Here is a 24,337-nt window from a genome sequence, read left to right as displayed (position 1 = left end):
CGCCCGGAGGGCGGGACGCCTCAGTGCGCCATGACGGGCACCGGCTGGCCGTCGGAGAGGGCCGCGTCGCCGTCGCCGTCACCGGACCCGGCAGCCGCCGGGCCTCCCTGGTGACCCTTGCTGTTGATCAGCACGAAGGAGACCACCGCGGACAGCACCACGATGGCGAACGCCCACCAGATGGCCTCGGTGTAGCCGTGCACCATCGACTCCAACTGGAGCCGCAGCTGGTCCTGCTGGCTGGTGACGCCGGCCGCGTGCGCCGTCAGGTAGGAGGTGGTGGCGCCGGCGGCGATGGTGTTCAGCAACGCCACCCCGATCGCGCCGCCCACCTGCTGCGAGACGTTGACCATCGCGGAGGCGACGCCCGCGTCCGTGGGCTTGACGCCCTCGGTGGCCACGCCCATCGCGGGCATGAACGCCGTACCCATGCCGAGGCCGAGCAGCAGCTGCGCCGGCATCACGATGCCCCAGTAGGAGCTGTCCAGGGACAGCTGGGTGAGCAGCAGCATGCCGAGCGCGGCGACGAGGAAGCCGGGCGCCATCAGGTAGCGCGGAGGCACCCGGGTCACCAGGCGGGTCCCGATCTGGGTGGAGCCGGTGATCATGCCCACCACCATCGGCAGGAACGCCACGCCGGCCATGACCGGGGAGTAGTCGCGCACGGCCTGCAGGTAGTAGGTGAGGAACAGGAACAGGCCGAACATCGCGATGATCGCCAGGCCGAGCGCGAGGTACGCGCCGCCGCGGTTCCGGTCGGTGACCACGCGCAGCGGCAGCAGCGGAGACTTCACCCGCGACTCCACGACCGCGAAGGCACCCAGCAGCACCACCGAGGCCACGAACATGGAGATGGTGACGCCCTCGGTCCAGTCCTCCTGCTCGGCACGGCTGAAGCCGTAGACCAGGGCGACGAGGCCCAGGGAGGCGAGCACCACGCCGGGCATGTCCAGCGTCGAGCGGTTCCGCGCCGACTCGGGCTCCCGGATCACCGCCACGGCACCGGCGGCCGCGACCGCCGCGAACGGGATGTTCACGAAGAAGGTCCAGCGCCAGTCCATGTACTCCGTGAGCGTGCCGCCGAGCAGCAGGCCCACGGCCGCACCGGCACCGGCGATGGCGCCGTAGATGCCGAACGCCTTCGCCCGCTCCTTGGCGTCCGTGAAGAGCACCGTGAGCAGGGACAGCGAGGCGGGCGCGGCCAGCGCGCCGAAGACGCCCTGGAGGGCACGGGAGGCGTAGAGCATGGCCTCGTTCGTCGCGGCGCCGCCGAGCGCGGACGCGGCGGCGAAGCCGATCAGGCCGATGATGAAGGCGCGCCGGCGTCCCCACAGGTCGGCCACCCGGCCACCGAAGAGGAGCAGACCGCCGAAGGCCAGCGCGTAGGCCGTGATGACCCACTGCCGGTTGCCGTCGGATATGCCCAGGTCCTCCTGGGCCGAGGGCAGGGCGATGTTCACGATGGTGCCGTCGACGACGACCATCAGCTGGGCCAGCGCGATGAAGATCAGCGCTTTCCAGCGCAGTGGGTCGAGATCGCTGTGAGCCTTGCTCACGGCGGTTTCTGGTGGCATGAAGGTGGCTACCTTACGTGTGATCGGTGTGACGATGACGTGCTGATGAGGTCTGTGATGGAGACTCCGCGGCAGCCGGAAACTGAGCGGTCGGCCCGATTTCGGCAAGCCGGAACGGAGGCTCTGGACCGGTGAGGTCCGGTGAGGTCGACGTGGATGGTGGTGGTCGTTCGGCGCGGGACGGAGATGTGGCGGCGGCGTGGACGCGCCGGCCGCCTCAGACCTCCTGGGACCAGACCTCTTCCTTGAGGTCGGCCACCTCCAGTGCCGGGCCGGGAAGTTCGGTGCGTGCGGGGGCGCGCAGCCCGTCCAGGAAGATCTGCAGATGCCGCCGGGCCATGGTCCGACCGCCGGGGCACAGGCCGCCGGGCATCGGACGGGTCAGCCGGCCGACCGCGATCAGCAGATCGCCCGAGCCGATGTCCGAGCGCAGCTGGCCCGAGTCACGTGCCCGGTCGATCAGCCGCTGGGTGATCGAGAACACCCGCTCGCGACTGGCCACGAGCTCCGGGTGCTCCCGGTCGACGCCGGAGTCGAGCAACTCGATGCAGAGCGCCCCGAGGCAGTCGTCGGCCGTGCTCAGCATCGCCTCGCTGAGCGCTTCGAACGGATCATGATCCCCCTCCAGGAGTCTCCGCGCGCGCTCGGTGATCCGGTGGTTCACGTAGAGCAGCACGTGGAAGAGCAGCGACTTCCGGTCCGGAAAGTGCCGGTACAGCGTGGCATTCCCGACTCCGGCGCGTCGAGCGATTTCGTCCAGGGGGACCTCGCCCCCCTCCGCCACGAACGCCTCGTTCGCGGCGTCGAGGATGCGCTCCCGGTTCCGAACGGCGTCGGCACGCAGCCTCGGCCGTGCGGCGGTGTGGGTGGCGCTCACGAGAACTCCCTCTGGTTCAGGCCCTGGTGCGCGGCGAGCGCCGCACACCCTGTGCGCGTCCGGTCGGCGTCCCGCCGGACGACTGACTAAACGGAGAGGGGTTCCCCGGATATTTCGTGTCGGGGGTGTGTTCTGTGTCACAGCCTGACAGTTGGCGGAGACTGCCAGGTCAGGGCCGCGAGAAGCGGGAGTGACGAAAGCGGCGGGGGGGGGGGGCCCCGGGGCGGGGCGCCCCACCACCCGTACCCTTGATTTATCCATCGTCTGGCTCGGCATCAAATAGCGGGTGCCGAGGACAGGAGTCATCTCATGCTGATCGCTCAGCGTCCCTCCCTCACCGAAGAGGTCGTCGACGAGTTCCGCTCCCGGTTCGTGATCGAGCCGTTGGAGCCGGGCTTCGGCTACACCCTCGGGAACTCCCTGCGTCGCACGCTGCTCTCCTCCATTCCCGGCGCGGCCGTGACCAGCATCCGGATCGACGGGGTGCTGCACGAGTTCTCCACCGTGCCGGGCGTCAAGGAGGACGTCACCGACCTGATCCTCAACATCAAGCAGCTCGTCGTCTCCTCGGAGCACGACGAGCCGGTCGTGATGTACCTGCGCAAGCAGGGCCCGGGCCTGGTCACCGCCGCGGACATCGCGCCGCCGGCGGGCGTCGAGGTGCACAACCCCGACCTGGTCCTGGCCTCGCTGAACGGCAAGGGCAAGCTGGAGATGGAGCTGACCGTCGAGCGCGGTCGCGGCTACGTCTCCGCGGTGCAGAACAAGGCCGTCGGCCAGGAGATCGGCCGCATCCCGGTCGACTCGATCTACAGCCCGGTGCTGAAGGTCACCTACAAGGTGGAGGCCACCCGCGTCGAGCAGCGCACCGACTTCGACAAGCTGATCGTCGACGTCGAGACCAAGGAGGCCATGCGCCCGCGCGACGCGATGGCCTCGGCCGGCAAGACCCTGGTCGAGCTGTTCGGCCTGGCCCGCGAGCTGAACGTGGACGCCGAGGGCATCGACATGGGCCCGTCCCCGACGGACGCGGCGCTGGCGGCCGATCTGGCGCTGCCGATCGAGGAGCTGGAGCTCACCGTCCGGTCGTACAACTGCCTCAAGCGCGAGGGCATCCACTCGGTGGGCGAGCTGGTGGCCCGCTCCGAGGCGGACCTGCTGGACATCCGGAACTTCGGCGCGAAGTCGATCGACGAGGTGAAGGCGAAGCTGGCCGGCATGGGCCTGGCGCTCAAGGACAGCCCGCCCGGATTCGACCCCGCCTCGGCGGCCGACGCCTTCGGCGCGGACGACGACGGCGACACGGGCTTCCACGAGACCGAGCAGTACTGAGCACCTTCCCGGTGCCCTGAGCCACCCCCCGGGCCCTGCGGGCCCGGGGTCCGGGGGCGGAGCCCCTGGTTTCGGGGAGGGGCGGGGTGGGGGAGAAACCCCCGCGCCACCCCCTCCCGCACACATCCGCTGACATCGGTACCTGACACGGCCGGTGCAGACACGACAGGAGAGAACGATGCCGAAGCCCACGAAGGGCACCCGGCTGGGTGGCAGCCCCGCGCACGAGCGCATGATGGTGGCGAACCTCGCCACCGCGCTGTTCGAGCACGGGCGGATCACCACCACCGTGGCCAAGGCCCGGCGGCTGCGGCCGGTGGCCGAGCGGCTGATCACCAAGGCGAAGAAGGGCGACCTGCACAACCGTCGCCAGGTGATGCAGACCATCCGCGACAAGAGCGTCGTCCACACGCTGTTCACGGAGATCGGCCCGAAGTTCGCCAACCGCCCCGGCGGCTACACCCGCATCATCAAGCTGGGTCCGCGGCGCGGCGACAACGCGCCGATGGCGGTCATCGAGCTGGTCGAGGAACTCACCGTGAAGCAGGAGGCCGTGGGCGAGGCCGAGGCGGCCACCCGGCGCGCGGTGAAGGAGTCCGACCTGGCCAAGGCGTCGGACAAGGTCGAGGACGAGAACGTCAACGAGGAGCCGCAGGACGCGGCCGCCGAGGACACCGAGGACACCGAGGACACCAAGGACGAGGACAAGAAGGACTGACCCGTCCGGTCCCCGCACGGCACACCGCCGGGCCCGTCCCCATCCGGGGCCGGGCCCGGCCCTCGTTCCGGTCCCTGGTCTCCGGCCCCGGTGTCCCAGCCCGCCCCACCGCTCCCGTGCTGTGGCGGGCCGGTGTCCATGCTCAGGGAGCGTCGGGCGACCCGTCGAAACCGTCGTAGAGGACGTAGACCCGTGGCGCGCCGCCCTCGTCCGGCAGCACGTGGTCGTCGTCGGTTCGTACCCCCGCGCGGACCACGTCGCCGGTGCGGGGATCGTAGACCCGGTACGCCCGCGGCATGGCACGGGCGTTCTCCGGGCGGAGGCTCAGCGGACCGCCGTGTTCGGCGAAGGCGAGGTACAGCCGGGTCGGGTCGGTCGTCAGAGCCCGTCTCGCGCGGGCCGACTGCCAGTCGGGGCGCATGTCGGTCAGCGGCAGGCCGTCCAGGATCCGACCGACGAGGCCGACGTGGCGGGACCCGGGGAAGTCGAGGGCCTCGCGCCAGCCCGCGCCCTCGGCGAGGTAGCGCGCACTCTGGCCGGGCTCGTCGGCGCGGTGGGCCCACTGCCACAAGCTGCCCGCGCCGTAGACGACGCCCATGGTGCCGCCCGCGCACAGGTTGCTCCACGCCTCGTGGCCCTGCCACCAGCCCTCGGCCTTGCCGCGCCGCCCGCCGTGCTCGTACGTCGGCTCGCCGTTGGCGACGGCCTTGACGGGTTGGTTGCGCCACATGTCGGCGACGCGTTCCGGCACGTGCTCGCCGCCGTGGCCGGTCTGGCACCACTGGAAGTCGAGCCAGGGCGCGTCCTGGTGGGCGTCGTTGTCCGCGTGGGGGCGGTAGTGAATGCCGCGGGGCTGGTCGTAGGCGTCCCACGCCGCCGTCTCCTCGCCGCCCGCCGCGACCTGCGGGTCCCAGCCGTCGCCGTCCCCGCCGACGAGGTAGACGGCCGGGTCGGCGCCGTATCTGGCCACCAGGTAGCGGCAGTAGCGCGCGTACTCGGACGGCGGCACCACGGTGCCCGCGACGGACAGGCCCTTCCAGCCGAAGCCCTGGAAGACCGGCTGCAACACGGGCACGATCTCGTGGTCGTGGAGGATGGCCAGCAGCCGGTCGAGGTACCGGAAATAGTCGGGGTTGAGCTGGTTGAGCCGCCCCTGGGGCAGGTCCTCGAAGCCGACGTCGAAGCCCTCGTCGGCGGTGCGGTCACGCGGGCCCGTCGCGCGCATGTCGGGCTGGACGCTCATCAGCAGCGCGGCGTTGAAGCCCTTGGCGTGTCGGTCGGCGGCGTAGACGCGCGTCTGTTCCTCGGTGGCGCGCCAGGGCAGCGCCCAGGCGGTGTCGGCCACCAGCAGTGCGGGGGTGCCGTCGGCGTGCACGAGACTGCGTCGGCCAGGGGACATCCGCCAGAAGCCGTGACGGCGGAAGCGGTTCGCGGGCGCGCCGGAGCGGCCGGTGACCTCGACGCGGCCGGTGACGCCCGCGAGGCCGCGATCGGCCACGGACGCCGAGGTGCGCCAGCGCCACCGGCCGTCGGGCAGCGGGGACGCGAAGCGGAGGCGCCAGGTGGTGCCGCCGTCCCAGAAGGCCGGGCGGCGCAGGGTGAGACCCGACTCGTGGAAGAAGTCGGCCCAGACCTCGACGCTGGCGTAGGCGTCGGGGTGGTCGTGTTCGGCGGTCAGGGTGATCTCGGCCCTGGACCACGCTGCGCAGTGCGTCGGCGACATCGTCGGCGTCGTGCTCGTCATCCCGACGGGCTCCTCTCGGCTCGGCTCACGGCTCACTCAACCGGCCCGTCGGACAGGTCCGTTCGCCGACTTGACAGGTACTTGCCACGGTCTTAGTTTCCCAGGTTGTCATAAAGATGTGCTGATGAATAAATATTCGCCACGTCATCGCCTGGGCGTGTGCCGAGCATCCAGGGGAGTTGCCACCGATGAGAACGCGACGGTTAACGCGCGGTGCGGCGGTGTTCGCGGCGGCCGTGACGCTGGCCACCACCGCTGCCTGCGGAGATGACGGGACGTCCGCGGGAGCCGAGGGGGACGGCACCGGAACCATCGAGTTCTGGGACAACAACGCCGGCGCCCGCACCGAGGTCTGGGAGCGGATCATCGCGGACTTCGAGGCCGCGAACCCGGACATCGACGTGAAGTACGTGGGCGTCCCGATCACCGAGGTCCAGTCGAAGTACGACACCGCCGTCCAGGCGGGCGGGGCCAGCCTGCCGGACGTCGGCCTGGTCTCCACCTCCTTCCTCGCCAACCTCGCCGTCCAGGGGGTGCTCGACCCGGTCAACAACCGCCTGGCCGACAGCCCGCTCGACGGCCAGCTCATGCCGGCCTTCACGGAGGCGGTCCAGGCCACCACCAACGAGGACGACACGATGTACACCGTGCCGCTCTCGGCCAACCAGGGCATCCTGTGGTACCGCCAGGACCTCTTCGAGGCCGCCGGCCTCGAACCCCCGACGACCTGGGAGAACTTCTACGCCGCGGCCGAGGCGCTGACCGACCGCGACGCGGGCGAGTTCGGGTTCACCATCCGCGGCGGCCCCGGCTCCATCGCCCAGGCCCTCGACGCGATGTACTCCCAGTCCGGCATCACCGACTTCTGGAACGAGGAGCGGACCGAGACCACGGTCAACGACCCCGCCAACGTCGAGGCCCTCGAGCGCTACGTCGACCTCTACGACGCGGTGACCCCGGAGGCCGACCTCAACAACGACTCCATCAACATGATCGCGACCTTCACCGGCGGCGCGGTCGGCATGATCCAGCACAACCTCGGCTCCTACGTCGACATGTCGACGGCCTACGGTGACGACGTGGCCGGCCTGCCCATGCCCACCGCCGACGAGAGCGGCCACCACACCTTCGTCTCCAACCCCGTCGACGGCATCGGGCTGTTCTCCTCCAGCGAGAACAAGGAGGCCGCCTGGCGCTTCATCGAGTTCGTCGCCTCGCACGAGACCAACAGCGCCTGGACGGAGTCCTCCGGCTCGATCCCCGCCAACAGCGAGGCCGCGGACGACGACTGGCTCGACGGCTACCCCGCCACCGTCGCCGCCATGGAGGCCCTCAACGACGAGGACACCACCATCGTCCAACTCCCCTACTACCTGCCCGACTGGAACGACATCACCAAGGCCGACACCGAACCCGACTTCCAGCGCGTGCTGCTGGGCGAGATGTCCGCCCAGGACTTCCTCGACAGCCTCGCCCAACAGCTGAACGACGCCCAGTCCGAATGGCTGGAGCGGCGATAGGGGGCCGCCGCGACCGTCCGCGACGCCGAGGGGCGCTGACCGGCAGTCGCGCGGCGCGTGTCGGGTGACGCTGAGGGCGGGCGCGGGCAAGGGGCGCTGTTCCCCGTGGCGTACGGCCCGTCACCCGCCCCCGGCTCGCCCCGGTCCGGCGCGGAAGACCTCGCCGAGCCGGCGGGCGAAGCCGGCCGGATCGTTCACGTAGCCGACATGGCCGCCGGGGAACAGGGCGAGCTCCAGGCCGAGTCGCTCGGCGAGCAGCACCGCCGGCCGCCGGACGTCCTGCCCGACCGACTCGCGGCCGGCCGCCACCGTGACGCGGCTCCCGGACGCCGCGAGCCCGGCCAGCGCGTCCAGATCGGGCACGAAGCCGCTGAACGACCGGACGACGTGCCCGAGGAAGAACGCGCTGTTGTCCCCGGCCGTGGGCAACTCCGGCGCGGGCCGGCCGCCGAACAGGGCGTCGCTCAACGCCTCCATGGCGGGCGCCACTCCCTCGCGCCGGAACGTCGCGTGGATCTCGTCGAGCAGCACCCGATGGCCCTCCGCGGCCGGCAGCAGGCTCAGCGCGGGCGGTTCGTGCGCCACCATCGCCCGCACCAGCTCGGGCCGGCGCGCGGCCAGTTCCAGTGCGACGAGCCCGCCGGCGCAGCTGCCCAGCACCCGGGCCGGCTCGCCGTCCGCCGCGACGTGGCGCAGCAGCCGTCCCGCGTCGTCGGCGTGCACCTCGACCCGCTGCTGGTCCGGCGGCCCCTGCAGCGGGCTGCGCGACTGGCCGCGCGGGTCGTAGCAGACGACGCGGTGATCCGCGACGAGGACGGCGGCCAGGTCCTCGAAGACGGCCGCGTCGGAGTTCCCGCCGGGGATGAGCAGCAGCGGTGGGCCCGCGCCGCGCACCTCGTAGTGCAGCGTGGCGCCCGGCACCGGCAGCGTGCCGACCTCCCGCGCGCCCGTTCCCCGTGGATGCGTGACGGTCACGACACCCAGGGTAGTCGCCGTCCCGGCCGCGTGTCCGGCGGTTCCGCGGGCTCGTTGGGCAGCGCGTGACCACTCCCGCCGGTCCCGCCGGCCCCCGGCTGCTGCTCAACGCGGAACCCTTCGGCTTCGGGCCGGCGGCCGCGGCCGCCATCCTCGCCGAGGAACTGGCGCCGGCCTGCGCGACCGTGGACTACGTCGGCGACGGCCACACGCTCGACCTGCAACGCCGGCCCCCGTACCGCGACATCCACGACGTGACAGGGCTGTCCGAGGACCAACGGCTGGCCCGGCTCACGGACCTGGCACCGCGCTACGACCTCCTCGTCACGGCCATGGACCGCACGATGGCCACGCTGGCCCGGCGCGCCGGCCTCCGGGTGGCGCTCTACGACGCGCTGACCTGGTTCTGGCGACCCGACGTGCCCGCCGTGGCCCGGGAGGCCGAGCTCTACCTGGCCCAGGACTTCTTCGGGGTGCGCGAGCGGGTGGCGGCCGATCCCGCGCTCCAGCGGCACACGGTGGTGGTGCCGCCGCTGATCCCTCCCCGGCGGGACCGGAGGCCCGGCCGGCACGTCCTGGTCAACCTGGGCGGCCTGCACAACCCGCTCTGGCCTCCCGACGTCGCCGTGGCGTACGCGCGGCTGCTGCTGGCCGCCGTCCGCGCCGCCGTGCCCGCGGACCGGCGGCTCGTCGTCGTCACCAGCCGTGGCATCGCCGCCGCGCTGGACGATCCGGACGTCGGATCCCACCCCCGCGACGCCGTGCTCGACCTGATGAGCACCGCCGCCCACGCCTGCATGACCTCAGGACTCGGCAACATCTACGACGCCGCGGCCACCGGCGTGCCCACCCTGTGGCTGCCCGCCGCCAACGCCAGCCAGCCCGAACAGGCCCGCCTGCTCGACCGGCACGGCTACTGCGACGCGCGCCTGGACTGGGCCGACATCGGCCGGCCCGTCGACTACACGGCCTCCGACCGGGCGGTCACCGAGGCACTCGTCCGCGTGGTGCGCGAGGTGACCGCCGCCGGCCCGCTGCGCGACCGCCTCGCGGCCGGCATCGCCGCGTTGACCACCGGCCTCGACGCCACCACCGGAAAGGCCCAGGCCCTCGTCGACCACTTCGGCCACGGCGGCATGCGCCACGCCGCCACCGCGATCCTGCGGTGCTGCGCTCAGCACCCGTGACCCCGGGCACCGACGGCCGAGCCCGCCGGCCCGCCGCGGCGCGCCCGTCTCACGCGTGCACGCGGCGCCGCCGCCATGTCGGGCCCCGCGCGGCCGGGCCGCAGCCCCGGGTGAGCGCGACGGCCCCCGACAGCGTGGTGGTGACCAGCAGCACCCGCGAGACGCCGGCGATCCGGAAGACCTTGCGCACCAGGGGCTGCCGGGCCACCACCCCGAGGGCGACGCCGCGCCCGCGCGCGACCCGTCGCACGCCCAGCAGCACGCCGACGCCCGTGGCGGTGACGAGCGGGGCGTGCACGTCGATGATCACGGTCCGCGCGCGGGAGCGCGCGATCAGGTCGGTCAGCCAGACCTCGACGGCGCAGGCCTCGTCGAGGTCGATGACGTCGTGCAGCTCGATCACCAGGCGGCTCGGATCGGGGCGGTAGTGGATGAACAACGCACACTCCAAGGAGAGTCCCGGTGGGGCCTCTTCCTGACCGCCAGAACCCTCTAGTGCCCCGCCCCGCCGAAACCATGCGCGCACCCGACCCGATCGGGCACGGGATGTCGGGTCCGGCGGCCGCGCGCTGCCTAGCGTGGTCGTCGTACCGGAGGAAGGGAATCGGGCGGTGCTGGACCGGCTCAACCAGGCCATGGAGCACATCGAGGGCCACCTCGACCAGTCGATCGACGTGGGCGAGGTGGCGCGCCTCGCGGTCACCTCGGAGTACCACCTGCGGCGGATGTTCTCCGCGCTCGCGGGCATGCCGCTGTCGGAGTACGTCCGGCGCCGGCGGCTCACCGTCGCGGGCGCCGAGGTACTCGCCGGCCGCGACTCGCTACTGGAGATCGCGGTGCGGTACGGCTACGGCTCGGGCGAGGCGTTCGCCCGGGCGTTCCGCGCCGTGCATGGCGTCGGGCCCGGCGAGGCCCGCCGCACCGGCGCGGCGCTCGTCGCGCAGCCCCGGTTGACCTTCCGCCTCACCGTCGAGGGGAGCAGCAGCATGCGCTATCGCATCGTGGACAAGCCGGCCTTCACCGTCGTCGGCCTCAGGGCCCGGGTGCCACTGGTGCACACGCGACCGAACCAGGCGATCATCGACTTCGTGCGCGGGATCGAGCCGCGGACGTTGGAGCGCCTGGAGCGGTTGTCGGACCAGGAGCCACGGGGCATCGTCGGGGTCACCGACGATGGGGATCCGGGCTTCGCCGAGGGCAGCGAGCTCGACTACTACCACGGGGTGGTCACGTCCGCGGCCGCGCCCGAGGGCACCACCGCCCTGGCCGTTCCGGCGGGCACCTGGGCGGTCTTCACCACCTCGGGGCCGGCGCCGGAGGCCATCCAGTACCTGTACCGGGACGCGTTCACCCAGTGGTTCCCGGCCAACCCGTACCGCACCCGCCCAGGACCCGGGATCCTGCGCACCCGCCTGTCGTCGGACGGCACCGAGGCCGACGCCGAACTGTGGCTGCCGGCGGAACGGGAGCCGCGCTGACGCCTACCCGGAGGACCCGGCGGACCCGGCGGTCCGGACGGCCGCTCAGCCGGCCGTGCCCTCGCACTCCTCGCTGCCGCCGCCGCTGCGGCACTGGCCGCCGGGGCCCTGGTAGGTGTCGGAGGTCTCCGAGTCGTAGGGAGCCTCGTCGAGCCCGGCCTCGGCGCGTTCGGAGACGAGCGAGCCGAGGGCCACGAGCAGGGCGACGCCCGCCACCAGTCCCTGCAGCGTCCCGGAGATCCGTGCCTGGTTCCGCAGCAGCAGGACGCAGCTCAGCACCGCGAAGGCCGCGACCAGCCCGAACCCGATCGCGGCGACCTCCCCGACGCTCGCCTCGCCGGGGTCCGGCACGCTCGAGGGGTCCAACGCCTCGTCGAGCGAGGACCCGATGACGAACAGGAACGTGATCCCCACACCGACCGCGTCCAGGAGCAACATGCCGAACGCCAGCCCCGCGTCGGCGCCCCGGCGCATGGGAAGCGGTGGACTCGGACTCGACAGACTCATGAGGACGACCTTCGCGGAACGCCCATGCGTGCGGATGAGTACATGTACCTAGTAGATACTCACCCGTCCCCAATTCGATGGCGTCCCCCGCCACGTGACGCCACCCTGGTCCCATGACGTTACCCAGGTACCAGATCCGGGGCCGGCACACCGACTCGACGATCACCGTCTACCAGGCGTACCCGCCGCGGATCGGGCTGCCCGCGGCCCGGGACGGGCGGTTCCCGGCCGCCTGGCAGCGGGACCGGATGACGTGGATCAAGCCGTCGTTCCTGTGGATGATGTACCGCTGTGGCTGGGGCGCGAAGGAGAACCAGGAGACCGTCCTCGCCGTCGAGATCAGCCGCGACGGCTTCGAATGGGCCCTGGAGCACGCCTGGCTGTCCCACTACGAGCCCGCGCTGCATCCCGACCAGGCCGCCTGGCGGCAGGGGCTCGGGCGGGCGCCGGCCCGCGTCCAGTGGGATCCCGAACGCGACCTGGACCTCAGGCCGTTGCCGCACCGCTCGCTGCAGCTCGGCCTCGCCGGCGAGGCCGCCCGCCGGTACGCCGACGAGTGGATCGTCTCGATCACCGACGTCACCGCGCTCGCCCGGAACATCCACGCCCACGTCCGCGACAGGGACCTCGCCGCGGCCCGCGGCCTGCTACCCGCCGAACGCCCCTACCCCGCCCCCGACGCCCTGCTGGACCACCTCCGCCCCCGAGGCGGCTGAGCCGCGCGGCCCGGACTACAGGCCCTCGTTCGGGGGCAGCCGGACGATGCGTTCGCGGTCCACGGCGAGGACGCCGTCGAGGGACTCCAGGACCGGGATCTGCTGCTCCCGGATGGTGCCCGTCAGCGAGCCGATGATGGCGTGTTCGGCGACGATCGTGAGGCCGGCCCGGCGGGCCGCCGCGACCACCTCGTCGAACCGGCCGGGGGCAACGGAGACGAGGACCCGGACCGGTTCCGGTTCGGCCGTCCCGGGCCCGGTCACGGCGCCTGGAGCAGGCCCTCGCCGATGTCCACGGCGTCCTGCGGCAGGGGGTGGGCGTCGGCCAGCAGCCGGCCGCGCAGGGTCTCGGCCGAGGCGTTCGGGTCCGCCTGGGCCAGCAGCGCCACGACGCCGGCCACGTGGGGCGTGGCCATGCTCGTGCCGCTGAGCATCTGGTGGGTGCCGTCGGGGGCGGCCGAGAGGATGTCGACGCCCGGCGCCGCGATGTTGAGCTCGCCGCCGCGACCGTTGAGCCCGGCGCAGGAGAACGGCGCCACGACCAGATCCTTGCCGAGCGCGCCCACCGCCAGGATGGAGGGGCAGTTGGCGGGACGCGTGACGGGTGACACGAACGTCGGGCGGTCGCTCTCGTTGCCCGCCGCGGCGACGATCAGCGTCCCTCGCTGCAGCGCGAGCCTGGCGATGTTCTCGTAGGTCTGCGGGAAGAGTTCGCCGGGGCCGACGGGGGAGCCGAGCGACAGGGATATCACCCGCGCGCCCTTGGCGATCGCCCAGGCCAGGCCCGCGACGATCTGGCCGTCCGTGCCCTCCCCGCGGTGGTTGAGCACCTTGCCGCAGAGCATGTCCGCCTCGACCGCCACGCCGTAACGGGGCGCGTCCTCCGGCTCCAGCGGACCGGCCGCGGTGCCGATGCAGTGCGTGCCGTGGCCGTGGCTGTCCTCCACGGTCTCGCCGGGCACGAAGGAGGCCGTGGCCTTGATCCGGTCGGCCAGGTCGGGGTGGTCGGTGTCCACGCCGGTGTCGAGGACGGCGATCTTCACGCCGCGGCCGGTGAGCATGGAGAGGTTGGCCTTGATCGCCTGGATGCCCCAGGTCATGCGGAGCTCGTCCCAGGCCGGGCCGAGCACGGCGGCGCCGCGGGCCCTGATGCTCCGGTCGACCTCCTCCTCGTCGCTGCGGTAGGTCGGGAAGAACCCGGTCAGCGACTGCCGGTCCTCGGTGATCACCGAGGCGTACACCTTCCGTTCCGGCTCCGCCGAGACGATGGTGGGCTCCGCCTCGGCCGCGGTCACCAGCGCGTGCCGCCGGTCCGGCGGCACGTCGACGACGGCGATGCCCAGCTCGTCGAACAGCACCGAGACGTCGGGTCGGTCCAGGAGTTCGGGTGCCCGCTCGGCCTGGGTGCCGCGCACCCGCTCGAAGGGCATGGTGTCGACGGCGGAGCGGAGCGCCTTCATCCCGCGTTCCGGTCGGCGTTGGTCGAGCTGGATCACGTACCGACCGGTGTACTCCGGGGTCCTGCGCCCGAAGCGCGCGTCGGCGCCCTCCGGCCGGTCACCGTGGGGACTGCTTCCCATGGGCTCGTGGTTCATCGCCGCTCTCCGTTCCGTGCGAGGTTCCGTGCGAGGTGCCCCGCCCCTCACGGTCACTCCGTCGGAGGTAGTTCGCAAAACGGTGCATAGTTCTCACGGCAGTGGATAGTCGGTATCGATGGGCCGAGTGCCGGGCCGGCCGTCCCCGCTCTGCGGGAAGTCGCTGTCTGAGAAGATCGGGGCGTGAGCGAGGAAGGCGGGGTCCCGGGCGGGGACGGCTCGGTGCGGGTGCGGCTGGACCTGGCGTACGACGGGAGTGCCTTCTCCGGCTGGGCCCGGCAGCGGGGGCGGCGGACCGTCCAGGAGGAGCTCGAGGAGGCGCTGCGGATCGTCACCCGGCAGGAGACGGGGTACGAGCTGACCGTCGCGGGCCGGACGGACGCCGGCGTGCACGCGCGCGGGCAGGTGGCGCACGTGGACCTGCCGCGCGACGTGTGGGACGCGCACGGTGAGCATCTGGCGCGCCGGCTGGCCGGGCGCCTGCCGCAGGACGTCCGGGTGTGGGGCGTCTCGGTGGCGCCGCCGGACTTCGACGCGCGCTTCTCGGCGATCTGGCGGCGCTACGCCTACCGCGTCAGCGACCACCCGGGCGGCGTCGACCCGCTGCTGCGCGGGCACGTGCTGTGGCACAACTGGCCGCTGGACCTCGCGGCCATGAACGAGGCGTCGCGCGGGCTGCTCGGCGAGCACGACTTCGCCGCGTACTGCAAGCGGCGCGACGGGGCGACGACCATCAGGGCGCTGCGCGAACTGCGCTGGGAGCGGCGACCGGACGGGGTCCTGGAGTGCACGGTGCGGGCCGACGCGTTCTGCCACAACATGGTGCGCTCGCTGGTGGGCGCGCTGCTGTTCGTCGGCGACGGGCACCGGCCGCCCGACTGGCCGGCGAAGGTGCTGGCGGCGGGCGTCCGGGACTCGGCGGTGCAGGTGGTGCGTCCGCACGGGCTGACCCTGGAGGAGGTCGGCTACCCGCCGGACGACCAGCTCGCGGCCCGGAACCGTGAGGCACGCAACCTGCGGACCCTGGGCGGCGCCCCGGGCCCCGAGCTCGGCGCGAGCGGCTGAGCCCGGTCCCGGGTCCCGGGACCGGGTGCGCGCTCAGGCGCCGCCGTCGCCTTCGCCGCCGCCCTCGGCCGGCACCTCGCGCAGCGCGGCGGTGCGCAGGTCGGCCGTGGTCTGGGCGGCCTCGTCGATCGGTACCTCCAGGGACCGCTCGCCGTCCTCCCGGCCGAACTGGCCGCCGCCGATGGTGCTGTAGTCGGCCCAGACGCACAGCGGGACCTGGATCGTCTCGCCGTAGTAGTCCTCGCTCTCGCCGAGCTGGCACTTCATGACGGTGTCGCCCTCGAGGCCGTCCGGGTTCACCTCCTGGGGCTCGCCCACCATCTCGCCCGACCACTCGTCGGCAAGCAGGGCGAACGTGTCGTCCACGGCCTTCGCCGGGTCCTCGACCTCTCCCGACAGGGCGGTCGCCAGGATGGACGTGGCCGGCCGGCCGTTCAGACCCTCGGGCGACTCCAGCTCGTCGTACTCCCGCTCGGTCAGGCCGCTGATGTACCTGCTGGACGTTGGACGCATGTCCTGCGCGCCGATCTGCTCCAGGCCCTCGTCGCTGAACACCGACTCGTTCATCGTCTCGACGCGCACCAGCTCCCCGCTGCGCTTGGGGAACGCGATCTCGTACCGGGTGTCGGGATCGCTGCCGGGGCCGCTCTCGTCGCCTCCGCCGCTGGTCAGGAAGAACACCCCGCCGCCGATGATCGCGAGCGCGGCCACGACGGCCACCACGATCACCGTGGTGTTCTTCTTCCCAGCGGGCGGCGGCGGGGGCTGCGGCGGCATGCCGTACGGCTGACCCGGGCCCTGCCCGTACGGCTGGCCGGGCTGCCCGTACGGCTGCCCCGGGGCCTGCCCCGGCGGCTGCTGGCCGTATCCGGGCTGCTGTGGTGGGTAGGCGTAGCCGGGCGGCTGCCCCGGCGTCGGTCCAGGGCCCGGCGGCTGCTGCTGGCCACCGTAGGGGCCCGGCTGGCCGGGCGGCTGTCCCTGGGGCGGCGGGGGGCCGTAAGGTCCCGGCGGTTGGTGACTCATCGAACTTCCCTCCACGGAGTGCCTCGACGGCGGTGCGCCGGCTCGCGCGGCCGTTGTCGGGTACACGCGAGAGGGTCACATCGACGTTGCCGGGCATCCTGTCCGATAAGCACGGGAACGCCACCCTGGGCGACGGGACTGATGCCAAGACATGACATTGCCCGGCCCGGGCGGCGGTCTCGTCGGCCGGCCCGGGATCCCGCTCGTCCTAGCCGTCGCCGTTCTCGCGCTCCTCCACCAGCGCGCTGGCCGAGGCGGACGCCTGGGCCTCGCCGCGCTGGATGATGCACTCGAACGCGTGATCGTTTCCGTCCAGGGATGCCTGCTGGGCCGGGGTGCCGTCGCCCTCGTCGGGGGAGCCGTCGCTGTTGCCCGCGATGGTGAAGTACGCGTAGCGGCCGACCTGGTTGGTCGTGGTGCGGCAGCCGCCGAGCTGGCAGAAGTCGGGCGCGTCGCCCGCGGTCAGCGGCAGCAGGTTGGCCACCGCGTCGTTCCGGGCGGCGCGGGCCGCCTCCTCGGTCGGGAACTGCGCCACGCCGACCGTGACGGCGACGCCGTCGCCCGTGTACGTGGCGCGCAGCAGCTCCGCGCAGTCGTTGTCCGTCAGCACGGCGCCGAGGTCCTGGGTGACCCCGGAGGCGCAGTCCCGGCTGCCGCGGGTGATGACCTCCTGGTACGTGCGGCCCTCGATCTCCATCACGTCACCGGCGAAGAAGTCGTCCGCCGAGAAGGGCGCGATGTCCTTGTCCGGATCGGAGATGAAGTCCTCCGGCTCGGGCAGCGGCGGGAGCGTCGTCTCCTCGAAGGTCGGCTCGGGACGGCTGGTGTCCGGGGGCAGGTCCTTCGGGTCGGGCAGAGTGGTGGTCGAGCCGCCGTCGTCGTCGCTCTGGTTCACGATGGCGAGCGCGACGACGGTGCCGATCACCGCGGCGGCCAACACCCCGCCCCCGATGCCCCACCAACGCCGCCGGTGGCGCCGGCGCTCCGCGTCGGCCGCCAGGGCGCTCCAGTCAGGTGTCTGCGGTGGACCCCCTGGAGTCCAGACGGGTCCCCCCTGCCCATAGCTCATGGGGCGAGCTTAACGGGGAACCGACACGCCCGAGTGCCCCGGTCGGGCGGGCCGGGCCGTGCGGGGCGCGGGAGGGCGCGCACGGGAGGACGCGCGGAGTCCGGAGGAGGGTCCGGAGGAGCGTCGGGAGGAGGGTCGGGAGGAGCGGGGGAGTGTGCTCGTTTTGACCCTTCCGGTCACGGGCAGGTACGCTGCTTGGTCGATAATGCGTATGGCTTGCTCGTTCTCACGTGAGGGGCCTTGCGCCGGTTCACCAGGATGGTTTCCAGGGGGCCTGCACCGGTTGCGTCACCGTAGTGCGGCCTGTCCCCAAGATCGCCGGGTGGCCTTGTCAGGATCTCTCAACACTGAAGAAGCGAAGGCTACCGACCGTGCGTACGTACAGCCCCAAGCCCGGCGATATCGAGCGGCAGTGGCACGTCATTGACGCCACCGACGTGGTACTTGGCCGCCTGGCCTCCCAGGTCGCCACCCTCCTGCGGGGCAAGCACAAGCCGGTGTATGCGCCGCACGTTGACACGGGTGACTACGTCATCATCGTCAACGCCGACAAGGTGCACCTCACCGGCAACAAGCGGACCCAGAAGCTCGCCTACCGGCACTCCGGATACCCAGGTGGCCTGCGGTCCGTCCGCTACGAGGACCTGCTCAAGAACGCCCCCGAGAAGGCCGTCGAGAAGGCCGTCAAGGGCATGCTCCCGAAGAACACCCTGGGCCGCCAGATGTTCGGCAAGCTCAAGGTCTATGCCGGCCCCGAGCACCCGCACGGCGCCCAGCAGCCGGTGCCGTTCGAGATCACCCAGGTCGCGCAGTAGTCCGGCCACCAACCCCTAGACGAAGAGATTTCTGAGGAGAACCGTGGCCGAGACCACCAACGAATCCCTTGACACCGAGGTCCCCGAGGTCGAGGAGTACACCACCGAGTCCACCCCCGAGGAGTTCGAGGGCTCCGGCGAGGCGCTCACCGAGCGCTTCGGCGACCCGCAGCCCGGCGCCGGCACCGGCCGCCGGAAGAACGCCATCGCCCGGGTCCGTATCCGCCCGGGCAGCGGGAAGTGGAAGATCAACGGTCGCACCCTGGAGAACTACTTCCCCAACAAGGTGCACCAGCAGTCGGTCAACGAGCCGTTCAAGGTGCTGGAGCTGGACGAGCGGTACGACGTGGTCGCCCGCATCGCCGGCGGCGGCATCTCGGGACAGGCCGGGGCGCTGCGCCTCGGTGTGGCCCGCGCGCTCAACGAGGCGGACGTGGACAACAACCGCGGCGCGCTGAAGAAGGCCGGGTTCCTGACCCGCGACGCCCGTGCGGTGGAGCGGAAGAAGGCCGGTCTGAAGAAGGCGCGTAAGGGCACTCAGTACAGCAAGCGCTAGTCGGGGAGCCCCTCTGGCGGCGGCCCGGCAATCAGGCGATCTTCGCCGACGTCCCGGCAGCACTTCGTGCTGTCGGGACGTTCTTTTTATACGGTTAACACGACGAGCCGCCTTGTAACAGCATTCGGAGGATCACTGTGGGACGACTCTTCGGCACGGATGGCGTGCGCGGCGTCGCCAACGCGGAGCTCACGGCGGAGATGGCACTCGGCCTGTCGGTCGCTGCGGCCAGGGTGCTCGCCGAGCCGAGCGGAACGGCGGCCGGCCACCAGCCGGGTCCGGGGAGCCCGCCCGCGGCGCCGAGCGCGTCGCGGCCGATGGCCGTGGTGGGCCGGGACCCGCGCGCGTCCGGCGAGTTCCTGGAAGCGGCCGTGGTCGCCGGGCTGGCCAGCGCCGGGGTGGACGTGCTGCGGGTGGGCGTCCTGCCCACACCAGCGGTGGCCTATCTCACCGGCTCCCTCGGCGCCGACTTCGGCGTGATGCTCTCCGCCTCCCACAACCCGATGCCCGACAACGGCGTGAAGTTCTTCGCCCGCGGCGGCCACAAGCTCGCCGACGAGCTGGAGGACCGCATCGAGGCCGGCTACCAGGAGCACGCCGCCGGCGAGCCGTGGGACCGCCCGGTGGGCGCGGGCGTCGGCCGGGTCACCGACTACCACGAGGGCTTCGACTCCTACGTCGCCCACCTCGTCGCCGTCCTGCCGAACCGGCTCGACGGCCTGCGGGTGGTGATCGACGCCGCGCACGGCGCGGCGTCCCGGGTCGCGCCCGAGGCGTTCGCCCGCGCCGGCGCCGAGATCGTCACCATCGGCGCCGACCCCGACGGCCTGAACATCAACGACGGCTACGGCTCGACGCACCTGGACGCGCTGCGCGAGGCCGTGCTGGACAACGGCGCCGACCTCGGCATCGCGGTGGACGGCGACGCGGACCGCTGCCTGGCCGCCGACCACACGGGCCGGGAGGTCGACGGCGACCAGATCCTCGCCGTGCTGGCCCTGGCGATGCGCGAGGCGGGCACGCTGCGGCAGGACACCGTGGTCGCCACCGTGATGTCCAACCTCGGCCTGAGCCTGGCCATCGAACGGGAGGGCCTGCTGCTGAAGCGGACCGCCGTGGGCGACCGGTACGTGCTGGAGGAGATGAAACGCGGCGGCTACTCGCTGGGCGGCGAGCAGTCGGGCCACGTCATCGCGCTGGACCACGCCACGACCGGCGACGGCACGCTCACCGGCCTGATGCTGGCCGCCCGGGTGGCGGCCACGGGGCGGCCGCTGGCCGAGCTGACCGGCGTGATGGAACGGCTGCCGCAGGTGCTGATCAACGTCCGCGACGTGGACCGCGGCCGGGTCGCCGAATGCCGCGAACTCGCCGAGGCCGTCGCCGACGCCGAGCGCCGACTCGGCACGACCGGACGCGTACTGCTCCGCCCCTCCGGCACGGAACCCCTGGTCCGCGTCATGGTCGAGGCCGCCGACCAGGCTCTGGCCCACACGATCGCCACGGGCCTGGCCGACGTGGTGAAGTCGCAGCTGGGCTGACCCGGGCTGGGCTGGCCCGGGCTGGGCTGGCCCGGGCTGGGTTCGGGCTGCGCGGCGAGGCCGCCGACCAGGCTCTGGCACACACGATCGCCACGGGCCTGGCGGACGTGGTGAAGTCGCAGCTGGGCTGACCCGGGCTGGGTTGACCCGGGCGCGATCACAGTCGGCGCAGGCGGAGGCGGCGGATGGCGTGGTCGGGGTCCTTCTGCAGGACCAGCGTGGCGCGGGCGCGGGTGGGGGCGATGTTCTCCAGCAGGTTCGGTTCGTTGACGGTGCGCCAGGTGTTCTCCGCGTACGCCAGCGCCTCCGCCTCCGGCACCCGCGTGTAGCGGCGGAAGTACGATGCGGGCTCGCGGAACGCCGTGTCGCGCAGCCGCCGGAAACGTTCCACGTACCACCGGTGGATGTCCGCGGGACGCGCGTCCACGTACAGCGAGAAGTCGAAGTAGTCGGCCAGGCCCACCCGGCCCGACGGGGCCTGCTGCAGGACGTTCAGGCCCTCCACGATGAGGATGTCGGGCCGGCGCACCGTCAGCTCCGCGTCGGGCACGATGTCGTACCGCAGATGCGAGTAGACCGGCGCGCTCACCTCCTCCCGGCCCGACTTGACGTCGGCCACGAAACGGACCAGCGCGCGCCGGTCGTACGACTCGGGGAAGCCCTTGCGCCGCATCAGCCCGCGCCGCTCCAGCTCCGCGTTGGGCAGCAGGAACCCGTCGGTCGTCACAAGCTCCACCCGCGGATGCTCCGGCCAGCGCGCCAGCAGCTCGCGCAGCAGCCGCGCGGCCGTCGACTTGCCCACCGCCACGCTGCCCGCGAGCCCGATCACGAACGGTGTGCGCCGGCGCGCTTCCGGGCTGCCGAGGAACGTGCCGACGGCGCCCCGCAACCGGTCGGTGGCGGCCACGTAGAGGTTGAGCAGCCGGGACAGCGGCAGGTACACCTCCCGCACCTCGGTCAGGTCCGTCACGTCGCCGAGGCCGCGCAGCCGGTCCACGTCGTCGGCGGTGAGCGGCAGGGGCGTGCGCTCGCGCAGGGCACTCCACTCCGCGCGGCTGAGATCGACGTAGGGGGTGGAGGCGGGCACCCGCCCATTCTCCGCCCCCGGCTAGTCTGCCCGCATGTGCGGGATCGTCGGTTACGTAGGACCCCAGGCCGCTCTCGACGTGGTGCTGGGCGGGCTCGGGCGGCTGGAGCGCCCTGGTTACGACTCGGCCGGCGTCGCGGTGCTGGCGGACGGCTGCATCGCGGCGGCGAAGACCGCGGGCGCACTGGCCGACCTGCGCGGCCTGCTGCACCGGCGCCCGCTGCCCACCGGCGGCACCGCCATCGGCCATATCAGGCGGGCCACGCACGGCGAGCCGACGGACGTCAACGCGCACCCGCAGCTGGACAACTCGGGACGGGTGGCGGTGGTGCACGACGGCGTCATCGACAACCACGCCGAGCTGCGCGCCGAGCTGGCCGCGCGCGGCCACCTGCTCGCCTCGCAGACCGACACGGAGGTGGTGGCGCACCTGCTGGCCGAGGCGTTCTCCTCCTGCCAGGACCTGGCCGAGTCGATGCGGCAGGTGTGCGGCGCGCTGCGCGGCTCGTTCGCGGTGCTCGCGGTGCACGCCGACGCGCCCGACACGGTCGTCGCGGCCCGCCGCGCCTTGCCGCTGGCGGTGGGGCTCGGGGACGGCGAGTCGTACCTGGCCTCCGACCGGACCGCCTTCGCCGCCGAAGCTCCCGACGCGCCCGAGGTGGTCGAGATCGGCTCCGACGCGGATCCCCGGGTGGTGCACGTCCGGCGGGAGTTCGACGAGGTGCGGTGCGAGATCACCGACCTGGCGGGGGGAGTGGTGCGGGCGTGATCGTCGGGGTGGGCATCGACGTCGCGGAGATCGAACGGTTCGAGGCGTCGCTGACCCGCACGCCCGAGCTGGCGCGGCGGCTCTTCGTGGAGTCCGAGCTGTGGCTGCCCAGCGGCGAGCGGCGCGGGGTGGCCTCGTTGGCGGCCCGGTTCGCCGCCAAGGAGGCGCTGGCGAAGGCGCTGGGCGCGCCGCCCGGGCTGCGCTGGACCGACGCCGAGGTGACCCAGGCCGACTCGGGCCGCCCCCATCTCACGGTCCGCGGCACGGTCGCGGCCCGCGCCGCGGAACTGGGCGTCCGCGGCTGGCACCTCTCCCTGAGCCACGACGCGGGGATCGCTTCCGCGATCGTCATCGCCGAGGGCTGAGCGCGGGTCCTGCCGCCGGGCACGGGGACCGACCTCGGGCGCGGGCGTCGGCGCCGAGGGGTGGGCCTGCCGACGCCGCGCGAGTCTCGTGGGTGTGCGGCGTACACCAGGCGTACCTGGGGCGCGGGCGTCGGCGCCGAGGGCTGAGCCCGCCGCCGGCTCCCGCGAGGCTGGCCGGGGCTCCCGGATGTTCAGCGCGGGCGTCAGCGCCGTGGGGTGGGCCTGCCGGGCGTTGTCCCCTGGGCGGCAGCCCTGAGCGGGCGGCGCAGGCGGTCCCAGGCCGTGGCCAGGGCCTCGCAGACCGTGGAGGCGGTGGCCGGGGTGGGCGCGAGGCGCCCGGCGAGGCCGTGCAGGTGCGCGCCGGCCGTCGCCGCGTCCAGCGGGTCGAGGCCGGTCGCGAGCAGCGCGCCGGTCAGGCCCGCGAGCACGTCGCCGCTGCCGGCCGTCGCGAGCCAGCCGGTGCCGGTGAGGTTGACCCGGACCGGGCCGGCGCCTCCGGCCGCCGCGATCAGCGTCGTGGAGCCCTTCAGCAGCACCGTGGCGGCGTAGCGTTCGGCGAGCTCCCGGACGGCCGCCAGGCGGGCGGACTCCACCCGCTCGCGGGACGTGCCCAGCAGCGCCGCCGCCTCGCCCGCGTGCGGGGTGAGCACGGTCGGCGCCGGGCGGGCGCGCAGCCGGTCCGGGTCGAGGCCGCGCAGCCCGTCCGCGTCCACCAGAACCGGCACCTCGGCGTCCAGCACCTCGGACACCGTCTCCGCGGCCGCCGGCTCGGTGCTGAGCCCGGGCCCGACCACCCACGCCTGGACCCGCCCGGCCTGGTGCGGCGGGCCCTCGGAGACCAGCGTCTCCGGGTAGCGGGCGATGACCGCGCCGGCGGACGCGCCCGCGTAGCGCACCGCGCCGGCGCCGCCGCGCAGCGCGCCGCCCACGGCCAGGACGGCCGCGCCGGGGTAGCGCGCCGATCCCGCCGCCACGCCGACGACGCCGCGCCGGTACTTGTCGCTCTCCGCCCCCGGCACCGGCAGCAGCGCCGCCACCCGTGCGTCGCCCAGTGCCTCGACCGCGGGCTCGTCCGGCAGGTACGGGGCCAGCCCGATGTCCACCAGGCGCACCTCGCCCGCGTGCTCCCTGGCCGGGTCGACCAGCAGGCCCGGCTTGTGCGTGCCGAAGGTGACGGTCAGCGCGGCCCGGACTGCCGGGCCCCGCACCTCGCCGGTGTCCGCCTCCACCCCGCTCGGCAGGTCCACGGCGACCACCGGCACCCGCCTGGCGGCCAGCCGGGCCACCAACTCGGCGGCCACCGGGCGCAGCCCGCCCGAACCGCCGAGCCCGGTGATGCCGTCCAGCGCCAGGTCCGCACGGTCCACGGCCTCCACGGCCTCGGCCGAGGCGCCCGCCGTACCGGCCGAGGAGCTCGCCGCATCGCCCGAGGCGCCCGCCGCACCGGCGGCCGTGACGAAACGGCCGCCCGCTGCGCGCAGGGCCGCGCTGCCGCCGGCGTGCGCTCGGTCCGGGGCGAGCAGCACCGCCGTGACGCCGGCGCCGCGCCGGGCCAGGCGTGCGCCGGCGAAGAGCGCGTCGCCCCCGTTGTCGCCCGCGCCCACCAGCAGCACCACGCGCGCCCCGTACACGCCCCCCTGGCGGCGTCCCAGCAGGCCCGCGCAGGCCGCCGCCAGGCCGGCCGCGGCCCGGGCCATCAGCGTGCCCTCGGGGAGCCTCGCCATCAGCGCCCGCTCCGCGGATCGGACGGTATCGACGCGGTGGGCGGCTCGGTGCGCAGTCCTCATGCGCCCAGTCTGGCTCAGCCGTGGGGATATTCCTGCG

23 protein-coding genes and 1 pseudogene are annotated in these 24,337 nt (G+C 73.2%); 12 read left to right on the top strand and 12 right to left on the bottom strand.

The window, feature by feature from the left end; all coding sequences use genetic code 11:
• Window positions 1-20: 20 nt before the first annotated feature.
• Together ABGB06_RS31595 and ABGB06_RS31590 are read right to left on the bottom strand one after the other, a co-directional pair.
• Window positions 21-1,556 carry an MFS transporter gene (locus ABGB06_RS31595; RefSeq protein WP_347596093.1) on the bottom strand — a complete coding sequence of 512 codons (1,536 nt, stop codon included), beginning with the start codon at window positions 1,554-1,556 and terminating at the stop codon, window positions 21-23.
• Between the two features lie 235 nt (window positions 1,557-1,791).
• Window positions 1,792-2,451, bottom strand: a complete 660-nt coding sequence (locus ABGB06_RS31590) for a TetR/AcrR family transcriptional regulator (protein WP_347596090.1) — start codon at window positions 2,449-2,451, stop codon at window positions 1,792-1,794.
• Between the two features lie 309 nt (window positions 2,452-2,760).
• On the opposite strand from ABGB06_RS31590, the gene ABGB06_RS31585 reads away from it, so the two are divergent.
• Together ABGB06_RS31585 and rplQ are read left to right on the top strand one after the other, a co-directional pair.
• The gene (locus ABGB06_RS31585) at window positions 2,761-3,783 is read left to right on the top strand and encodes a DNA-directed RNA polymerase subunit alpha (RefSeq protein WP_347596087.1); all 1,023 of its coding nucleotides are present in this window, start codon (window positions 2,761-2,763) and stop codon (window positions 3,781-3,783) included.
• A gap of 178 nt (window positions 3,784-3,961) precedes the next feature.
• Window positions 3,962-4,501, top strand: a complete 540-nt coding sequence (gene rplQ / locus ABGB06_RS31580) for a 50S ribosomal protein L17 (RefSeq protein WP_347596084.1) — start codon at window positions 3,962-3,964, stop codon at window positions 4,499-4,501.
• Window positions 4,502-4,643: 142 nt separating this feature from the next.
• Here the strand turns inward: rplQ and ABGB06_RS31575 are convergent, their stop codons facing one another.
• A complete protein-coding gene (locus ABGB06_RS31575; protein WP_347596081.1) occupies window positions 4,644-6,245 on the bottom strand; it encodes a DUF4038 domain-containing protein in 1,602 nt (533 codons plus the stop codon).
• Window positions 6,246-6,433: 188 nt separating this feature from the next.
• Here ABGB06_RS31575 and ABGB06_RS31570 point away from each other — a divergent pair, with 188 nt between their 5' ends.
• Window positions 6,434-7,765 (top strand): sugar ABC transporter substrate-binding protein, encoded by a 1,332-nt coding sequence (locus tag ABGB06_RS31570; RefSeq protein WP_347596078.1) that lies wholly within the window; start codon window positions 6,434-6,436, stop codon window positions 7,763-7,765.
• Window positions 7,766-7,885: 120 nt separating this feature from the next.
• Here the strand turns inward: ABGB06_RS31570 and ABGB06_RS31565 are convergent, their stop codons facing one another.
• Entirely contained in the window at window positions 7,886-8,740 is an 855-nt protein-coding gene (locus ABGB06_RS31565) for an alpha/beta hydrolase (protein ID WP_347596075.1), read from the bottom strand.
• A 65-nt stretch (window positions 8,741-8,805) separates the two neighbouring features.
• Here ABGB06_RS31565 and ABGB06_RS31560 point away from each other — a divergent pair, with 65 nt between their 5' ends.
• On the top strand, window positions 8,806-9,927 hold the full coding sequence (locus ABGB06_RS31560) for a hypothetical protein (protein WP_347596069.1): 1,122 nt from the start codon (window positions 8,806-8,808) through the stop codon (window positions 9,925-9,927).
• A 49-nt stretch (window positions 9,928-9,976) separates the two neighbouring features.
• Here ABGB06_RS31560 and ABGB06_RS31555 read toward each other — a convergent pair whose 3' ends face one another.
• Entirely contained in the window at window positions 9,977-10,366 is a 390-nt protein-coding gene (locus tag ABGB06_RS31555) for an STAS domain-containing protein (RefSeq protein WP_347596066.1), read from the bottom strand.
• 172 nt (window positions 10,367-10,538) lie between these two features.
• Between ABGB06_RS31555 and ABGB06_RS31550 the strand changes: the two genes are divergently transcribed.
• A complete protein-coding gene (locus ABGB06_RS31550) occupies window positions 10,539-11,405 on the top strand; it encodes an AraC family transcriptional regulator (RefSeq protein ID WP_347596170.1) in 867 nt (288 codons plus the stop codon).
• A 45-nt stretch (window positions 11,406-11,450) separates the two neighbouring features.
• On the opposite strand, the gene ABGB06_RS31545 is transcribed toward ABGB06_RS31550, so the two are convergent.
• Window positions 11,451-11,912 (bottom strand): DUF6234 family protein, encoded by a 462-nt coding sequence (locus tag ABGB06_RS31545; RefSeq protein WP_347596063.1) that lies wholly within the window; start codon window positions 11,910-11,912, stop codon window positions 11,451-11,453.
• A gap of 113 nt (window positions 11,913-12,025) precedes the next feature.
• Between ABGB06_RS31545 and ABGB06_RS31540 the strand changes: the two genes are divergently transcribed.
• On the top strand, window positions 12,026-12,628 hold the full coding sequence (locus ABGB06_RS31540) for a DUF4291 domain-containing protein (protein WP_347596060.1): 603 nt from the start codon (window positions 12,026-12,028) through the stop codon (window positions 12,626-12,628).
• A 15-nt stretch (window positions 12,629-12,643) separates the two neighbouring features.
• Here ABGB06_RS31540 and ABGB06_RS31535 read toward each other — a convergent pair whose 3' ends face one another.
• Together ABGB06_RS31535 and ABGB06_RS31530 are read right to left on the bottom strand one after the other, a co-directional pair.
• On the bottom strand, window positions 12,644-12,892 hold the full coding sequence (locus ABGB06_RS31535; RefSeq protein ID WP_347596057.1) for a hypothetical protein: 249 nt from the start codon (window positions 12,890-12,892) through the stop codon (window positions 12,644-12,646).
• Entirely contained in the window at window positions 12,889-14,223 is a 1,335-nt protein-coding gene (locus tag ABGB06_RS31530; RefSeq protein WP_347596054.1) for a S8 family serine peptidase, read from the bottom strand. The genes ABGB06_RS31535 and ABGB06_RS31530 overlap by 4 nt, the downstream gene beginning before the upstream one ends.
• 183 nt (window positions 14,224-14,406) lie before the next feature.
• Here ABGB06_RS31530 and truA point away from each other — a divergent pair, with 183 nt between their 5' ends.
• Window positions 14,407-15,288: a tRNA pseudouridine(38-40) synthase TruA gene (truA, locus tag ABGB06_RS31525; RefSeq protein WP_347596052.1), complete on the top strand. Its 882-nt coding sequence runs from the start codon at window positions 14,407-14,409 to the stop codon at window positions 15,286-15,288.
• A 33-nt stretch (window positions 15,289-15,321) separates the two neighbouring features.
• On the opposite strand, the gene ABGB06_RS31520 is transcribed toward truA, so the two are convergent.
• Window positions 15,322-16,311: a hypothetical protein gene (locus ABGB06_RS31520; RefSeq protein WP_347596049.1), complete on the bottom strand. Its 990-nt coding sequence runs from the start codon at window positions 16,309-16,311 to the stop codon at window positions 15,322-15,324.
• Window positions 16,312-16,519: 208 nt separating this feature from the next.
• Entirely contained in the window at window positions 16,520-17,380 is an 861-nt protein-coding gene (locus tag ABGB06_RS31515; RefSeq protein WP_347596046.1) for a hypothetical protein, read from the bottom strand.
• Between the two features lie 371 nt (window positions 17,381-17,751).
• On the opposite strand from ABGB06_RS31515, the gene rplM reads away from it, so the two are divergent.
• The 3 genes from rplM (at window position 17,752) to glmM (ending at window position 20,292) form a co-directional block, all read left to right on the top strand.
• A complete protein-coding gene (gene rplM / locus ABGB06_RS31510; RefSeq protein WP_347596043.1) occupies window positions 17,752-18,195 on the top strand; it encodes a 50S ribosomal protein L13 in 444 nt (147 codons plus the stop codon).
• A 43-nt stretch (window positions 18,196-18,238) separates the two neighbouring features.
• The gene (rpsI, locus tag ABGB06_RS31505) at window positions 18,239-18,751 is read left to right on the top strand and encodes a 30S ribosomal protein S9 (protein WP_347596040.1); all 513 of its coding nucleotides are present in this window, start codon (window positions 18,239-18,241) and stop codon (window positions 18,749-18,751) included.
• A gap of 137 nt (window positions 18,752-18,888) precedes the next feature.
• A complete protein-coding gene (gene glmM / locus ABGB06_RS31500; protein ID WP_347596037.1) occupies window positions 18,889-20,292 on the top strand; it encodes a phosphoglucosamine mutase in 1,404 nt (467 codons plus the stop codon).
• 157 nt (window positions 20,293-20,449) lie between these two features.
• Here glmM and coaA read toward each other — a convergent pair whose 3' ends face one another.
• A complete protein-coding gene (gene coaA / locus ABGB06_RS31495; RefSeq protein WP_347596034.1) occupies window positions 20,450-21,379 on the bottom strand; it encodes a type I pantothenate kinase in 930 nt (309 codons plus the stop codon).
• Between the two features lie 34 nt (window positions 21,380-21,413).
• Between coaA and ABGB06_RS31490 the strand changes: the two are divergent.
• A pseudogene (locus tag ABGB06_RS31490) lies at window positions 21,414-22,091 on the top strand (glutamine--fructose-6-phosphate aminotransferase); the annotation flags it as partial.
• A gap of 53 nt (window positions 22,092-22,144) precedes the next feature.
• Window positions 22,145-22,513: a holo-ACP synthase gene (locus tag ABGB06_RS31485; protein ID WP_347596031.1), complete on the top strand. Its 369-nt coding sequence runs from the start codon at window positions 22,145-22,147 to the stop codon at window positions 22,511-22,513.
• Window positions 22,514-22,716: 203 nt separating this feature from the next.
• On the opposite strand, the gene ABGB06_RS31480 is transcribed toward ABGB06_RS31485, so the two are convergent.
• Window positions 22,717-24,300: an NAD(P)H-hydrate dehydratase gene (locus ABGB06_RS31480; RefSeq protein WP_347596028.1), complete on the bottom strand. Its 1,584-nt coding sequence runs from the start codon at window positions 24,298-24,300 to the stop codon at window positions 22,717-22,719.
• Window positions 24,301-24,337: the final 37 nt, after the last annotated feature.

Origin of the sequence: Streptomyces sp. B6B3 (genome assembly GCF_039871525.1) — a bacterium.
Taxonomy (GTDB): Bacteria; Actinomycetota; Actinomycetes; order Streptomycetales; family Streptomycetaceae; genus Streptomyces.
Note: the sequence above shows the minus strand (reverse complement) of the source record. Positions and strands in the feature narration are given on the sequence as shown.

Coding starts and splice junctions, on each gene's coding strand:
- ABGB06_RS31515 (WP_347596046.1), bottom strand. CDS start 17,380: ATGAGCTATGGGCAGGGGGGACCCGTCTGGACTCCAGGGGGTCCACCG.
- ABGB06_RS31540 (WP_347596060.1), top strand. CDS start 12,026: ATGACGTTACCCAGGTACCAGATCCGGGGCCGGCACACCGACTCGACG.
- ABGB06_RS31520 (WP_347596049.1), bottom strand. CDS start 16,311: ATGAGTCACCAACCGCCGGGACCTTACGGCCCCCCGCCGCCCCAGGGA.
- ABGB06_RS31530 (WP_347596054.1), bottom strand. CDS start 14,223: ATGAACCACGAGCCCATGGGAAGCAGTCCCCACGGTGACCGGCCGGAG.
- ABGB06_RS31570 (WP_347596078.1), top strand. CDS start 6,434: ATGAGAACGCGACGGTTAACGCGCGGTGCGGCGGTGTTCGCGGCGGCC.
- ABGB06_RS31575 (WP_347596081.1), bottom strand. CDS start 6,245: ATGACGAGCACGACGCCGACGATGTCGCCGACGCACTGCGCAGCGTGG.
- ABGB06_RS31480 (WP_347596028.1), bottom strand. CDS start 24,300: ATGAGGACTGCGCACCGAGCCGCCCACCGCGTCGATACCGTCCGATCC.
- rplQ (WP_347596084.1), top strand. CDS start 3,962: ATGCCGAAGCCCACGAAGGGCACCCGGCTGGGTGGCAGCCCCGCGCAC.
- ABGB06_RS31545 (WP_347596063.1), bottom strand. CDS start 11,912: ATGAGTCTGTCGAGTCCGAGTCCACCGCTTCCCATGCGCCGGGGCGCC.
- ABGB06_RS31585 (WP_347596087.1), top strand. CDS start 2,761: ATGCTGATCGCTCAGCGTCCCTCCCTCACCGAAGAGGTCGTCGACGAG.